This window comes from Sphingobium sp. Ant17 (assembly GCF_000588875.1).
Classification (GTDB): Bacteria; Pseudomonadota; Alphaproteobacteria; order Sphingomonadales; family Sphingomonadaceae; genus Sphingobium.
This window is the reverse complement of record NZ_JEMV01000001.1, coordinates 237,311-251,311: the sequence shown is the minus strand read 5'-3', so window position 1 is coordinate 251,311 and position 14,001 is coordinate 237,311. Positions and strand designations below refer to the sequence as shown.

At 62.0% G+C, this 14,001-nt stretch carries 11 protein-coding genes and 1 pseudogene; 11 read left to right on the top strand and 1 reads right to left on the bottom strand.

All coding sequences use genetic code 11. The features are described from left to right. Positions 1–82: 82 nt before the first annotated feature. Complete coding sequence (locus tag BF95_RS01065; protein ID WP_081763988.1) at positions 83–1,792, bottom strand: recombinase family protein; 1,710 nt, start codon at positions 1,790–1,792, stop codon at positions 83–85. A gap of 413 nt (positions 1,793–2,205) precedes the next feature. On the opposite strand from BF95_RS01065, the gene BF95_RS01060 reads away from it, so the two are divergent. From BF95_RS01060 to BF95_RS01010, 11 genes and pseudogenes are all read left to right on the top strand, one after another. Further along, complete coding sequence (locus BF95_RS01060) at positions 2,206–3,102, top strand: LysR family transcriptional regulator (protein ID WP_043148707.1); 897 nt, start codon at positions 2,206–2,208, stop codon at positions 3,100–3,102. A gap of 82 nt (positions 3,103–3,184) precedes the next feature. Further along, positions 3,185–4,420 carry an amidohydrolase family protein gene (locus BF95_RS01055; RefSeq protein ID WP_043148706.1) on the top strand — a complete coding sequence of 412 codons (1,236 nt, stop codon included), beginning with the start codon at positions 3,185–3,187 and terminating at the stop codon, positions 4,418–4,420. Positions 4,421–4,442: 22 nt separating this feature from the next. Next, on the top strand, positions 4,443–5,945 hold the full coding sequence (locus BF95_RS01050; protein ID WP_043148704.1) for a bifunctional 3-(3-hydroxy-phenyl)propionate/3-hydroxycinnamic acid hydroxylase: 1,503 nt from the start codon (positions 4,443–4,445) through the stop codon (positions 5,943–5,945). After that, a complete protein-coding gene (locus tag BF95_RS01045; RefSeq protein WP_043148702.1) occupies positions 5,942–6,373 on the top strand; it encodes a GlcG/HbpS family heme-binding protein in 432 nt (143 codons plus the stop codon). Before BF95_RS01050 ends, BF95_RS01045 begins: the two co-directional genes overlap by 4 nt. Beyond that, positions 6,370–7,278 (top strand): VOC family protein, encoded by a 909-nt coding sequence (locus BF95_RS01040; RefSeq protein WP_043148700.1) that lies wholly within the window; start codon positions 6,370–6,372, stop codon positions 7,276–7,278. Before BF95_RS01045 ends, BF95_RS01040 begins: the two co-directional genes overlap by 4 nt. After that, positions 7,278–8,107 (top strand): annotated as a pseudogene (locus BF95_RS01035) (fumarylacetoacetate hydrolase family protein). Before BF95_RS01040 ends, BF95_RS01035 begins: the two are co-directional and overlap by 1 nt. A gap of 43 nt (positions 8,108–8,150) precedes the next feature. Then, positions 8,151–10,364 carry a TonB-dependent receptor gene (locus BF95_RS01030; protein WP_043148698.1) on the top strand — a complete coding sequence of 738 codons (2,214 nt, stop codon included), beginning with the start codon at positions 8,151–8,153 and terminating at the stop codon, positions 10,362–10,364. A 75-nt stretch (positions 10,365–10,439) separates the two neighbouring features. Further along, positions 10,440–11,291: an alpha/beta hydrolase gene (locus tag BF95_RS01025; protein ID WP_043148697.1), complete on the top strand. Its 852-nt coding sequence runs from the start codon at positions 10,440–10,442 to the stop codon at positions 11,289–11,291. 17 nt (positions 11,292–11,308) lie between these two features. Next, the gene (locus tag BF95_RS01020; RefSeq protein WP_043148696.1) at positions 11,309–12,625 is read left to right on the top strand and encodes a family 1 glycosylhydrolase; all 1,317 of its coding nucleotides are present in this window, start codon (positions 11,309–11,311) and stop codon (positions 12,623–12,625) included. A 9-nt stretch (positions 12,626–12,634) separates the two neighbouring features. Further along, positions 12,635–13,063 (top strand): hypothetical protein, encoded by a 429-nt coding sequence (locus tag BF95_RS01015; protein ID WP_043148820.1) that lies wholly within the window; start codon positions 12,635–12,637, stop codon positions 13,061–13,063. Then, on the top strand, positions 13,060–13,989 hold the full coding sequence (locus BF95_RS01010) for an alpha/beta hydrolase (RefSeq protein WP_043148695.1): 930 nt from the start codon (positions 13,060–13,062) through the stop codon (positions 13,987–13,989). Before BF95_RS01015 ends, BF95_RS01010 begins: the two co-directional genes overlap by 4 nt. Positions 13,990–14,001: the final 12 nt, after the last annotated feature.

Sequence of the window (14,001 nt, the reverse complement as noted above, 5' to 3'; positions counted from 1 at the left end):
TATTTAGCCTGCGTTTATGGGAATATTGGTAGGTACATTATTCAAAAGGCCAGGCCGTAATTACGATAAGGCGCACGCTGTATTAGATAGCAAATTTCATAAAATGTCGGTTTCGATAGTTGTGCCCTCCCGCAACCATCTGAAATTGCGATACTCCACAAAGCCCCGACGCAAAAGCGCCGGGGCTTTGTGCATTCTCGACCACTCGACGCTGCTCGATCCACTCTAGGATCCTGCCAAACTTACCGTAGAGCATGGCGTTGACCTCACCGCGCTTCGCGCCGGGCGTAAGCTCAATCCGCTCGATCAGCGCCAGCAACGCATCGGCGGCTTCCTGGCGCTCTTCCGGCTGCGATAGTGCGTGCGTCAGTCGTTCCACCTTGCGCCGATAAATCTCGGAGATGTTGGGATGGATGTCGGGCACATCCACCGATGCCGCAGCGAGCCGGGCGCGGAGCGCATCCTCTTGGGCTTCCAACTCCAAAAGCTCATCGACAAGCGCGCGTGTGCCCTTGCCTTCTTTCGCGAGTGTCACAAGGCCGTTGATCGCCTTGAGGACTTTCTGCAGATCCGTTCGATCGGCGATTTCTGACGCGCGGCGCTGGTGRTTGATGCGKTTGCTCTCCTCGACATAGGTCCGAATGGCCTCTGCCGCGACCTCGGGGGTCATCATGCGATCGCACAGACCATCAAGGACGCGCGCTTCGAGTTTGTCGCGCGTGATGCTATGCCCGTTCGAGCAGCTTTTCGTATCAGCATGGTTCGAACAGGCAAACCGCCCCTGCCCGCGAAGGGAATAAGGACCGCCGCAGCAGCCGCAGTAAACCAGGCCGGAGAGAAGGCTTTTCGGGCGATGCGTTCGATTGAGGGCTTTATGGGCGGAGCGGGTTGCCTCGATGACGTCGGCATATTGGATCGCGATATTTTCCTGCCTCGCCTTCACGGCCTGCCAGAGTTCTTCATCCACGATCCGCAGATCAGGAACCTCGGTCACAATCCATTCGGATTTGGGATTGATGCGGGAGACCCGCTTGCCGGTTTGCGGGTTCTTCAGATAGCGCAGCCGGTTCCAGACAAGTTTGCCGATATAAAGCTCATTGTTGAGGAGGCCGGTGCCACGTTTGACGTGGCCGCGGATCGTGGTCGATGTCCACAGCTTGCCCGTTGGGGCTGAAATCCCAGAGTCATTCAGACGGCAGGCGATTGCATGGGGGCTGAGCCCGTTGGCGAACTGTCGAAAAACCTGGCGAATGACTTCAGCTTCCGCGGCATTGATACTCCGCTCGCCGTGCACAGGTTCGCCTTCGCTCGAGAAGCGCCGCACGACGTCGTAGCCAAAGCAAAGCCCGCCCCCGGATTTACCCTTCTCGACGCGGCCGCGCAGACCGCGATGGGTCTTCTTCGCAAGATCCTTGAGGAACAGCGCGTTCATCGTGCCCTTGAGGCCGACATGCAGTTCGGAAACTTCGCCCTCGGCCAGCGTAACGATTTTGACGCCGGCGAACTGGAGATTCTTGTAGAGCTTCGCGATGTCGGCCTGGTCGCGCGACACCCGATCCAGCGCCTCGGCTAGCAGAATGTCGAAGCGCCCCATCTGCGCATCCTGCAAAAGTGACTGGATTCCGGGACGGAGAATGACGCTCGCGCCGGAGATCGCTGCATCCTTATAATTGGCGACAATCCGCCAGCCTTCGCGCGCTGCCTGTTCACGGCATATCAAAAACTGGTCGTCGATGGATGCAGGGCTCTGCTTGTCCTCGGAATAGCGGGCATACGGCGCTACGCGGGGCATTCGGAGTCTCCAGAGATGAGCTTCGGGGTCAGTCTACAGATTTGATCATTCTTGCCAATCTGAGGACGATATCAAAATTGCAGCGCGCTATTATGCTATCACTGGGATTCCACCCGGCACTGAACAGGGCATCTGCGATGCCGGAATCGATAAGCTAGCGGCGAGCTGCCGTCGGTTCTATTCGGTTAATCGTCGGAATATATTCATTTCGCGTGTGCCGTTCGTCTTCTGCTAATCCGGCGGGAGTCGACCAACTCACGCCGTTCACCGCTTGATGACGAACGGCCGCTTCTGCCGGAACCTTCCGTTCGTCTTAGCTCCGCATAGATCGGTGCGACCAAAGATGTGTAGGGGTGTAACCGCTTAGGCACTGCTCCCTTGCACGTGCTCATCGCCTATCCCAAGGAAAAGATATGATCGATCCCCGAGCTATCCGTACCTTCCTGGCCGTTGTCCGCAGCAATTCGATAAGTGGTGGGGCGCGGCTGCTGAATATATCGCAGCCGTCCGTGTCCAACGCAATAGCGCAACTGGAACAGGCGTTGGGCGCATCGCTGTTCGAGCGGTCACGTAGCGGCATTGTGTTGACGCTGGAAGGCGAAGCGCTACTGCGCCGGGCGGAATCGGTCGACAGCCTGCTGCGCGATGCTGAAGCGGAAGTGAAGCTGGCGAGTGTCGGGGTGGCCGGGCCCTTGCGCGTGGGTGGCACGCCGGGCGCTCTGGTCAGCCTGCTGCCTGACGCTGTGCGACGGCTGGAAGACCGGATCGGTCAATTCGCACTGCATGTGGTGGAGCGCCCAGACCATGATCTGGCGGCGATGCTGCACCGTGGCGAGATCGAACTGGCGTTCGTTACCACCGGGATTGAGCAGCCACCAGAGGGAATAGAGGAGCGCACTTTCTCACGCGATCCCTTCGCCCTCATCGTCGGGCGCCAGAACGACCATCTGCCCGCCAAAATGTCGCTCAAGGACATGGCGGCGATGCGCTGGGTATTACCCGAAGCACGCGGCGCATTCCGGCGACAGATCGACGCTCTGTTTATTGCGGCCGATATATCGGTGCCGCCGGATATCATCCGGTGCGATTCCCTGCTTACGACCAAAGCAATCGTCCGTGGCAGCCAACGCGTCACGATATTGCCGATGCAGGTCGCCTCAGCGGAACTGTCAATCGGCGTGCTGCGCGCGATCACGATCGAGGAAGCGGAATTTTCCCGCAGTATCGGCGTGCGTCGATTGGCGAGTGGCAGACTCTCGCGTCTGGCGTCCGAGATGTTGGAAACGCTCATCCATAGCTCCAGCCTATGAGGTAGGAAAAAATCATTATTTTTGTTCCTGATCAAACTTGCCCATAGAGAGCGCAACAAGAGTGGAATGCGGGAGAGACGGCATGCGACAGCTTATTCGCAATGTTCGCATATTTGACGGGCAAGGCACCGCGCCATTTGCCGGAGCCGTCCTGATCGAGCAGGATCGCATCGCCGCCGTGTTGCGTGATGAAGCGATGATCGCCGCCACGACAGCAGATCAGGTGATCGATGGGCAAGGCGGCACGTTGATGCCGGGCATGGTCGATTCCCACACGCATTTGACCTGGGGCAGCTCGGTCGAAAAAATCTATCACCAGTTCATCCTGCCTGCCGATGAGCTGAAGGTCGCAGCGTGGCGCAACGCGCGTGTGTTGCTGGACCATGGTTTCACCAGTGCCTATTCGGCTGGCGCGCTGGGCGATCATATCGAACCGGAACTGGCCCGCGCCATCGCAGCGGGTGAAACGCCCGGTCCGCGCCTTGTCCCCTCCACGCTGGAACGCAGCCCTGAAGGCGAAGAGGGCGTCGAGACCGGCGATGTTTTCAATGGCCGTGGTGCCCAGTCGATGCGGGATTTCGTCGCTTATTGCGCGCAGGAGGGCGTCCAGTCGCTCAAGCTGGTAATTTCGGGTGAAGATGCGTTGAAGCCCGGCTCGTCGGGGGACATCCTCTACACCGATGAAGAGATGCAGGCAGCGGGCGATGCCGCAAAAGAAGCAGGCCTGTGGATTGCCACCCATGCTTATTCACCCCGCGCCATCCAACTGGCGCTCGAAGCAGGTGCGCGCATCCTCTATCATTGCTCCTTCGCCGACGAAGCGGCGATGGACGCGATGGTCGCGCACAAGGACCAGATTTTCTATGCCCCCGGTCCGGGCGTTTCCGTCGCCGCGCTGGAAGCGACCCCTCCTCCGCACATCAACATGGCGTCGATGAAGGCGAGTGCTGCAGAGCGGTTGGAACTGGAAGCGGTGCTGGTGCCGGAGTTGAAGCGCCGTGGTGTGCGCGTGCTGATCGGCGGCGACTATGGCTTTCCGTTCAACCCCAATGGTCGCAATGCCCGCGATCTGGAGCATTTCGTCACCCGCTTCGGCTTCACGGCTGCCGAGGCGCTGAGCGCTGCGACGATGCTGGGCGGGCAGTTGATGGGACTGGACGTCGGGCTGGTGAAGAACGGCTATCTCGCCGACCTGCTGCTGGTCGATGGCGACCCGACGCAGGACGTGACGATCATGCAGGATGCCAGCCGGATCACGATGATCATGCAGGGTGGCAAATTGCACAAAGCCCCCGCGACCCAGCCGGTAACGGCCTGATACCGCCACAAGAAAGACGATCATGTTCGATGTTGCGATTATCGGCTGCGGGCCGGTGGGGGCCTTTGCGGCCAATTTACTGGGCAGGAACGGCCTGTCGGTCCTGGTGATCGAGAAGGAAGCCAACCCCTATCCGCTGCCCCGTGCGGTGCATCTGGACCATGAGATGATGCGCCTGTTCCAGTCGGCGGGCGTGATCGACGCAGTGGCGGGCGACATGCGCGATACCGAAGGGCACCTGCATGTCGGCGCCGACCATGGCGTCATCAGATATATGGGGACGGTGGGCCGGGCGCGGCCATTCAGCTGGTCCAACGACTATTTCTTCTACCAGCCTGAACTGGAGCAGCATCTGCGCGATGCGCTGGCGGGCCATGCTACGGTCGAACTGCGGCTGGGTGTTGGGTTCGAGGGGCTGGAGCAGGACGGAAATGGCGTGACATTGCGCTTGTCGGGCGGCGACACGGCGCAGGCGCGCTATGTCATAGCGTGCGACGGATCGCGCAGTGCCGTGCGCAAGGCGTTGAGCATAAAGCTCGACGATCTGGATTTCGAGGAACCCTGGCTGGTGGTCGATGCCGAAGTCGACGGTCCGGTCCGCTTCCCCGACCTTTGGGGCGTGCCGGAAGCAGCCGATCTGCAAAAACTGTCGGTGATGATGTGTGACCCCAAGCGTCCCGCGACCATCGTGCCGGGGCGCGGCAATCACCGCCGCTGGGAATTCATGCTGCTGCCCGGTGAAGATGACCAAGCGATGATGGAACCGCATAATGTCGCTGCCCTTGTCGCGCCCTACCTCTCCGGGGTGCCACACAGGATCGTGCGCGCGGCGACTTATCGCTTTCACGGTCTGATCGCCGAGCGGTGGCGGCAGGGCGGCGTCTTTCTGGCGGGTGATGCCGCGCACCAGACGCCGCCCTTTTTCGGGCAGGGCATGTGCCATGGGATGCGCGACGCGGCCAATCTGGCGTGGAAGCTGGCGGCCGTGGTGCGGGGCGACGCCCCCGACGCGCTGCTCGACACCTATCAACCCGAACGCGACCCCCATGTTCGCGCAGTGATTTCCGCCGCCGTGGGCGCTGGCCGCTATATCTGCGTGCTTGATCCTGCCGCCGCCGCCGCCCGTGACGCGGCGATGCGCGAAGCGGCTAAGGCCACGCAGCAAGGGACGGCCGCCGACCTGATCCCCGCCATATCGACCGGCATCGTCGCACGCGGCACGGCAGGGGCGGGCGAACGCTTCATCCAGCCGCGCGTCGGTGGCCAGTTGTTGGACGATGTGACGGGCGGCGGCTGGCGGCTATTTGTGCGGCACCCGGTTGCTGCGCCGAACGACGTGACCGTCGTGGCGCTCGATACACTGGACGATGCCGGTGCGATTGCGGGCTGGCTCAACATGCGCGGCGCGGATGCGGTGCTGCTGCGTCCCGACCATTATGTTTTTGGTACGGGCGAATCGGCGGACCTGATCGCGTTGCGCGACGCGCTGATCGCCCGGACCGTTTCTCAGGAGATTGCGGCATGACCCTCACACTTGTTCAGGCACGCACGATCATCGACACCGCCCTTGCGCAGCCGCGCGGTGACAACGCCCCGGCGCTGGCCGTGGTGGTGCTGGACGCAGGGGCGCACCCGCTTGCCTTCGCACGGCAGGATGGCGCGAGCCTGTTCCGGTTCGACATTGCCAAGGCCAAGGCGACGGGCGCATTGGGCATGGGCGCAGACACCCGCGTCATTGCCGGGCGCGCCGCAAATAACCCCACTTTCTTTCAGAGCGTGGTGGCCGTCACCGGCGGCCAGCTTGCCCTGTCGCCCGGCGGCGTCCTGATCCGTGAGTTGGAAGGCGCGGTGATTGGTGCCGTCGGGATCAGCGGCGACACCGGCGATTGCGACGAAGCCTGCGCCATTGCCGGTATCCTTGCCGCTGGCCTGACCCATGGAGACGCAAAATGAAGTTGCGCAGCATCGAATTGTCGCTGCCCGGCGCGGCGGAGGCTGCGGCCTTTCTGACCGACATCTGGGGCATGGCCCCGGCGGCAGTCGAAGGGGCGACGCATTATCTGCGCGGATCGGGCAGCTATCCCTATCTGGTCGCGCTGGAGGAGTCTTCCGACTGCTATGTGCGGTCCACGACCTTCGTTTGCACCGCCGACCGGCTGGAGCAGCTCAAGGCATCGGTCAGCGCGGCAGGGTTGAACGCAGCGCCGGTCGTGTCGCACGATCCGGGCGGCGGTCATGGCATCATCGTCGAACTGGCGGAGGGCGAATTGCTGCGCTTTCTGGTCGATGCGCAGGAAGTTGCGCCGATCGAAGGGGCCGACCTACCGGTCAAGCTGACCCATGTGGTGTTCAACAGCGCCGATGCCGAAATGACCGGCCATCTGGTCGAAGATGCGCTGGGTTTTCGCGTGTCTGACCGGACCAAGGGCATGGTGTTCGTGCGCTGCAACGATTCGCACCATTCGACGGCGTTTGCCCGCGCAGGCATTTCCAGCCTGAACCATATCGCCTTCGAAATGGAAGATCTGGACGCGGTAATGCGCGGCATCGGCCGCCTGCGCGATCAGGATATGGCACCGGCATGGGGTCCGGGTCGCCATGGTCCGGGCGCCAATGTGTTCGCCTATTTCATTGCCCCCTTTGGCCCCGTGATCGAATTCTCGACCGCCGTGAACAAGGTGCCTGACGATTATCAGGCAGGCGCCCCGGAAGACTGGACCTGGCCCGCCAAACGGATCGACCAGTGGGGAATTTCGACCAAGGATTTCGACAGCCTGCGCGCCGCCGAGGAAAAATTCCGCCATCGCCGCGACTGGGAACCGCAGTCGCTGGACGTTCTGACCGAGGAAAATATCTAATGCGTTATGTCAGCTTCCGCCGTCCCGACGGCACCGCCAGCTTTGGCCGCATCAGCGGCGAAACCATCGTCGAATTGGCAAACGACGCGGTGCCGAGCCTGAAGGCCGCGCTGACCGACGGCAGCCTTGCGACGCTGGCCGATGGCGCGACCTTCGCCGTTGCCGATGTTGTGCGTTTGCCGGTCATTCCCGATCCTGCAAAGATCCTGTGCGTCGGCCTCAACTACGCCGAACATGTCAAGGAAACCGGGCGCGAACAGAAAGCGCATCCCGCCATCTTCGTGCGCTATGCCGACAGCCTGATCGCCGATGGCCAGCCGATGGTGAAGCCGACCGTGACCGCCCGTTTCGATTATGAAGGCGAGCTGGCGGTCGTGATCGGCAAGCCGTGCCACAAGGTCGCCGCTGCCGACGCCATGGCCTATGTCGCGGGCTACAGCGCGTTCAACGACGGGTCGGCCCGCGACTGGCAGCGCCACAATATCCAGTTCACGCCGGGCAAGACTTTCCCCGGCACTGGCGGCTTTGGCCCCGCGCTGGTGACGGCGGACGAGATTGACGATCTAGGTGCGTTGCGCGTGCAGACCCGCCTCAACGGCGAATTGGTGCAGGATCAGGCGATTGCGACATGATCTGGGATATTCCCACGGTCATCGAATATATCAGCGCCTTCACGCCGCTCGCCCCCGGCGATGTAATCGCCACCGGCACGCCCGGCGGCGTCGGCGATAAGCGCATCCCACCATTGTACATGAATGCCGGTGACAAGGTGGAAGTCACGATCGGCACCATCGGCACATTGACCAACCGGATCATCGACGAAGCATAATCAACCTTAAGACGACCGAATGATAAGAAGGGGAGGAGTTACCATGCGTAAGTTCAACATCACCATCGCGGCGCTCGCCAGCGCGAGCGTCATCGCGCTGACTGCACCGGCCATGGCGCAGGATGCCGCACCGCAGGCGGCAGCCGAGGATGCCAATTCCGACATCATCGTCACCGCTCAGCGGCGGCAGGAAAAGGTAACGGAAGTGCCCATTTCCATCACCGTCGCCAGCCAGGCGCAGTTGGAACGGCAGCAGGTCAACAACCTCAACGACCTGAACCGTATTGCCCCCGCACTGGAAATTCAGTCTGCTCCGGCCCAGAATACCGGCGGTGGCGGTTCCATTCGCGGCATCGGCACGCAAAGCTTTTCACCCGGTGCGGTCGCGTCGGTCGGCGTCGTGGTCGATCAGGTGAGCCAGGGCAACGCCAACATCTCCGATCTGTTCGATGTGTCGCGCATCGAAGTGTTGAAGGGGCCGCAAGGCACGTTGTTTGGCCTGACCACCTCGGCCGGCGTCATCAACATCACCACCAACGCGCCCGACCCAACCCAGTTCAGTGGCCGGTTGCGCACAGAAGTGTCCGATCAAGGAACGGCAGGCTCCAAATATGGCCAGCAGGTCATTCAAGGCGTCATCAACGTGCCGGTCAGCACCACCAGCGCGCTGCGCGTGTCGGGTATGGCCAACTTGCGTCAGGGTGTGAACCGCAATGCGACCACGGGCGACTGGAACGATGTCAACCGTTACGCCGTGCGCGGCCGCTATCTGTGGAACGTCACTGATGATCTGACTTTCAACCTGCTGGGTGACTGGTCGAAGGGTTCTGCCGAAAATGGCGGCGACTTCTTTACCTTCCTTTCGAACACCCCGGCCAACACTGCATTGCTCAATAGCTGCGGCATTACGCCTGGCGAAGGTAATCAGGATTTCTGCATCGCCAATGGTCTTCGTAGCCGGAACGAGAGCTGGGGTGGATCAGCGCAGCTGGAATATGATGCCGGGCCGCTGACGCTGACGTCCATCACCGCTTATCGTAAGTCGGAGACCAGCACAGCCACTGGTGGCAGCATCTATCGCGCCGACCCTTTGGCATCGACACTGCGAAGCGGGCCTACGGCGAGCAATATCCGCCTTTTTACACAGGAATTCCGGGCCTCGTCCGCCAGCAATTCGACGTTTGAATATACCGTGGGCGCTTTTTATTCGAACCAAAAAACAGTGCAGCAGCCAGAACGCTTCACCATTTCGGTTCGTTTGCCCAATGGCGTCGTGATTCGTCCGGTGGATTCGCCCGGCGCGCTGAACGAAATCACCGACGAATCACTGGCTGTGTTCGGCCAGGGGACGTTGCATGCGACGGACAGCCTGCGCGTCATCCTGGGCGGTCGCTACACCGGCGGTCGGCTGTCGCTGGATCGCACCGATGCGGGCAATGGGGCCAAGAGCTTCCAGATCCTGAATGTCGATCGCGTATCGTGGCGCACAGGCCTGCAATATGACGTCGCCCCTTCGCTGATGGCTTATGCAACCGCGTCGCGCGGGTTCAAGGGCGGTCAGATCGCGGTGCCGACCGCGCCGTTGCTGCCCTATGTCGTGCAGCCTGAAGTGCCGATGTCCTATGAAGGCGGCGTGAAGGCGACCTTGTTCGGTGGTGCGGTGCTGGACTTCAGCCTGTTCTACAGCAAGATCAAGAACTTCCAGGCGCAGGAATGTATCGTCAATCCCATCACGGCTCAGCTGGTTTGCGCTCAAACCAACATTGACGGGGTCAAGACGCGGGGTGCCGAAGTCAATCTGTTCGGTCGCATTTCGGATCGCCTGTCGTTGAACACCGGCTTCATCTACACCAAGGCGACCTATCCGGGTGGATTCATCGGTAATGATGGCTCGAATATCGGTGGCAAGCAGCTTGCCTATTCGCCGCGCTACAAATTCACCCTGTCGGGCGAACATGAGCAGCCACTGACGTCCGGTCTCAACGGCTTCCTGGCAGCGGACACGATCTGGAAATCACGAATCCGCTATCAGAATACGTCGCGCACCGAGGAAACTTTCCGCCCCCACTGGACGGTCGGCGGACGCGTGGGCGTGCGCAGCGAAGATGAACGCTATTCGGCGGGCCTGTTCGTGCGCAACCTATTCAACGTCAACGAACCGTCCATCCTGCAAAGCAATTTCGGGTCGGGCCTCGGCGTGATCTACGGACCGCAGTCCTTCCGTCAAGTCGGCCTGCAACTCGATGCCAAGTTCTGATGCAGCGGGGCATGACGACGTATCGGACGTCGACATGCCCTGTTCGTTTGAATCGGTGCGGCTAGGATAGAGCGCATGAGCGATACCAGACATGCAATAGCAGCCATGGGGACAGGCCTTGGCCCTGAAGTCTTGGCGCGATGCCGCGCGCTGTTCGACGCTGAACAGTCCGCCCTTCAAGCGGCTGTTCCGGTCGCGCAGGGCGACATCGCCTATGGTCCGCACGAGCGGCACCAGCTGGATATCTACGCGCCGATGGACATCATCGGCCCCGCGCCGGTATTGGTCTTTGTCCACGGTGGAGGGTTCCTGAAAGGCAATAAGGGCGGAGCCGATGCCTGGCCCAACGCCAATGTCGGGCGGATAGCGGCGCAGGCGGGGTTTGTCGGCGTGGTCATCAACTACCGCCTGGCCCCCGACCATATGTGGCCCGCAGGCGCACAGGATGTTGCGGCAGTGGTAGCCTGGCTCAAAGCCAATGCTGCGCAGCATGGCGGCAATCCCGACCGCATCGTGCTGGCGGGAACATCCGCCGGAGCGGTGCATGTCGCGGGCTATCTGAAACTGGTAGGGGACGCGGACATTTGCGGCGCGGTGCTTCTGTCGGGCCTTTATGGCTATACCCCGCTGGATCAGCGCGACCATGCTTATTATGGCGACGCGGCGCTCTATGACGACCGCATGCCGATGGATGCAGTAGCCGCGACGACGCTGCCGCTGCTGATCGCCTGCGCGCAATATGACCCGCCACGTTTTCAGGCGGAGTTCGTCGGGCTGATGCAGGATCGTCTGGCGCGGCACGGCGCATTGCCGCGCGTGGTGATCATGACCGGGCATAATCATTACACGATGCCGATGCATCTTGGCACCGCCGACCGGCGGCTGGCCGACGAGATATGCGCCTTCGTGCGCGACATAAGCAATTGAATAGGGGAGACGATGTGATGCTTAATCGCAGGACGATGCTGGCGGCTGGAATGGCCGCGGCAGGCACATTGGCCGCGCCAGCGATTGCCGCGCGCAAGGCAGCGGCCAATCCGGCCTTCCCCAAGGATTTTCTATGGGGCGTAGCCACCGCGCCGCATCAGATTGAGGGCAATAATGTCGCCAGCGACCTCTGGTTTCTGGAAAATCAGCAGCCCACCATTTTCGCTGAACCCTCGCGCGACGCCTGCAACAGCTTCGCGCTGTGGGAGACCGACCTCGACATCGTCAAGAAGCTGGGCCTGACCTGCTATCGCTTCGGCATCGAATGGGCGCGGATCGAGCCGGAAAAGGGCTTGTTCAGCCAGGCGATGCTGGACCATTACAAGGCACTGATCGAGGCTTGCCGCGCGCGCGGGCTGGCCCCGGTGGTGACGATGAGCCACTTCACCGCGCCACGCTGGTTCAGTGCGCAGGGTGGCTGGACCAACCCGGACAGCGCGGAATTGTTTGCGCGCTATTGCGACCGGGCGATGCGGGCGCTGGGCGCGGGCATCCATAGCGTCATCACCTTCAACGAACCCAACATTCTGTTGCTGCTGAAACCCATGTTGCCGCCGCAAGTGTGGGACATCCAGAAACTGACGCTGGAAACGGCGGCCAAGCGGTTGGGCGTCCCGAAATTCGTATCCGCCAATGTCGCCGGGGTGGAGGATCTGCCCGCGCTGCAAAAGGGGATGCTCGCCGCGCACAAGGCTGGCAAGGCTGCGATCAAGGCGGTGCGCCCCGACCTGCCCGTCGGTTTTTCGCTGGCGATGATGGACGATCAGGCCGTGGGCAAGAACAGCATCCGCGACGCGATGCGGCAGGAACTCTATGGCGCATGGCTCGAAGTCGCCAAGACCGACGATTTCTTGGGCGTGCAAAATTACGAGCGCGCGCTGTGGACGGACAAGGATCGGCTGCCCGCCCCCAAGGGGTCGGTGGTCAACTGGGGCGGCACCGAAGTCTGGGCGCCGTCGCTGGCGGGTGCCGTGCGCTATGCCCATCAGGCGACCGGGGTGCCGATCCTGGTATCCGAACATGGCGTCGGCACGACCGACGACAGCGTGCGTCAGGCCTTCATTCCAGCCGCACTCGCCGACCTGAAAAAAGTGATGGACGATGGCGTCCCGGTGCAGGGCTATTGCCACTGGTCGCTGCTCGACAATTTCGAATGGATTTTCGGCTATAAACCCAAATTCGGCCTGCACAGCGTCGATCCGGTGACGTTCGTACGGACGGCCAAGCCGAGCGCGGCGGTCTATGGCGCGATCGCGCGTCGCAACGCCCTGTAAGCGCGCATGATGGTAACCGCCAAGCTCTCGATCCGGCGCGAGGCAGGCGTCAGTTTCGCGATCAATGCGGCACTGAGCCTTGCCTTTTTTTTGGCGGCGTTCGGCATAGCGGTCCGTCGGCTAGCATGGGCCGCGCCCGACGCACTGGGGCTGGACTTCATGCCGCAAAGCATCGCGGTGTCGCTGATGAGCGCGCTGGTCCCCGCCTTGATCGCGCGCAGGCGACTGTCGCTGGCGGTGCCGGTTCGGGCGATCGTCTTGCGAGCGTTCGGTTGTGCGCTGGCTGGCGGTGCCTTGGGCGCCGGGCTTGCCCTCGCGACGACGCAGGCGGACCTTCCCGCCATAGACTGGGGTGCGGCGCTGGGCCTGAAGCTACTATATGGCGGATCGCTCGGCGCGTCGATAACAAGCCTGATATTACAGAGGACGACCCGATGAAATCGCTTTCCCTGGCTTTGGCGCTCGCCATCGCAACACCTGCCGTGGCGCAGCCCGACGTCAAGATGACCAGCGTGCCCGCGCCCGACCAGAGGGCGGCGATCCCGCTCTATCCCGAACAGCCGACGGTCAAGGCGGGACAGGATGAGCAATGGTCGCGGATGCAGGTGACGATCGGCACCAATGCCATGGACAATATCATGGTCCGCAACGTCGTTCGCCCGACTATCACCCCCTATCTGCCCGACCCCGCCAAGGCGACGGGCGCGGCGGTCATCGTTGCGCCTGGCGGTGCATTCCTGTCGCTGTCGATGACAGGCGAAGGAAGCGACGTTGCACGCTGGCTGGCCGATCATGGCATCGCTGCTTTCGTCCTCAAATATCGGCTCAATGAAACGCCCCGCGATGACCGAGCGTTTCTGGGCATGATGGGCGCGCGTTTCGCCGACGCGGCCAAGCCCGGCGCGGTCCGCACGATCGAAGAACCACGCGCGACGCAGGATGCGCTCAAGGTGCTGGCGATCGTACGCAGCCGCGCAATGACCTATGGTATTGACCCGGCCCGCACCGGGATGATCGGCTTTTCGGCGGGGGCGATGACGACGCTGAACGCCACGTTGGAGGGTAAGGGCGATCAGCGGCCCGCCTTCATCGGCTATATCTACGGCCCGATGACAGGTGTCGCCGTGCCCGCCGACGCGCCACCGATGTTCAGCGCCATCGCCATGGACGATGGCCTGTTCAAGCGGCAGGGCTTTGCCATCGTCGAAGCATGGCGCGAGGCGGGCCGCCCGGTCGAACTCCATGCCTATGAGCGGGGCGATCATGGCTTTGGCGCGGGCAAGCCTGGTACCACCACCATGGGCCTGATGCCGCAATTTTATGCCTGGATGGAGGCACGCGGCCTCCTGTCCAAGCGCCCCTGACTGCAAGGATTG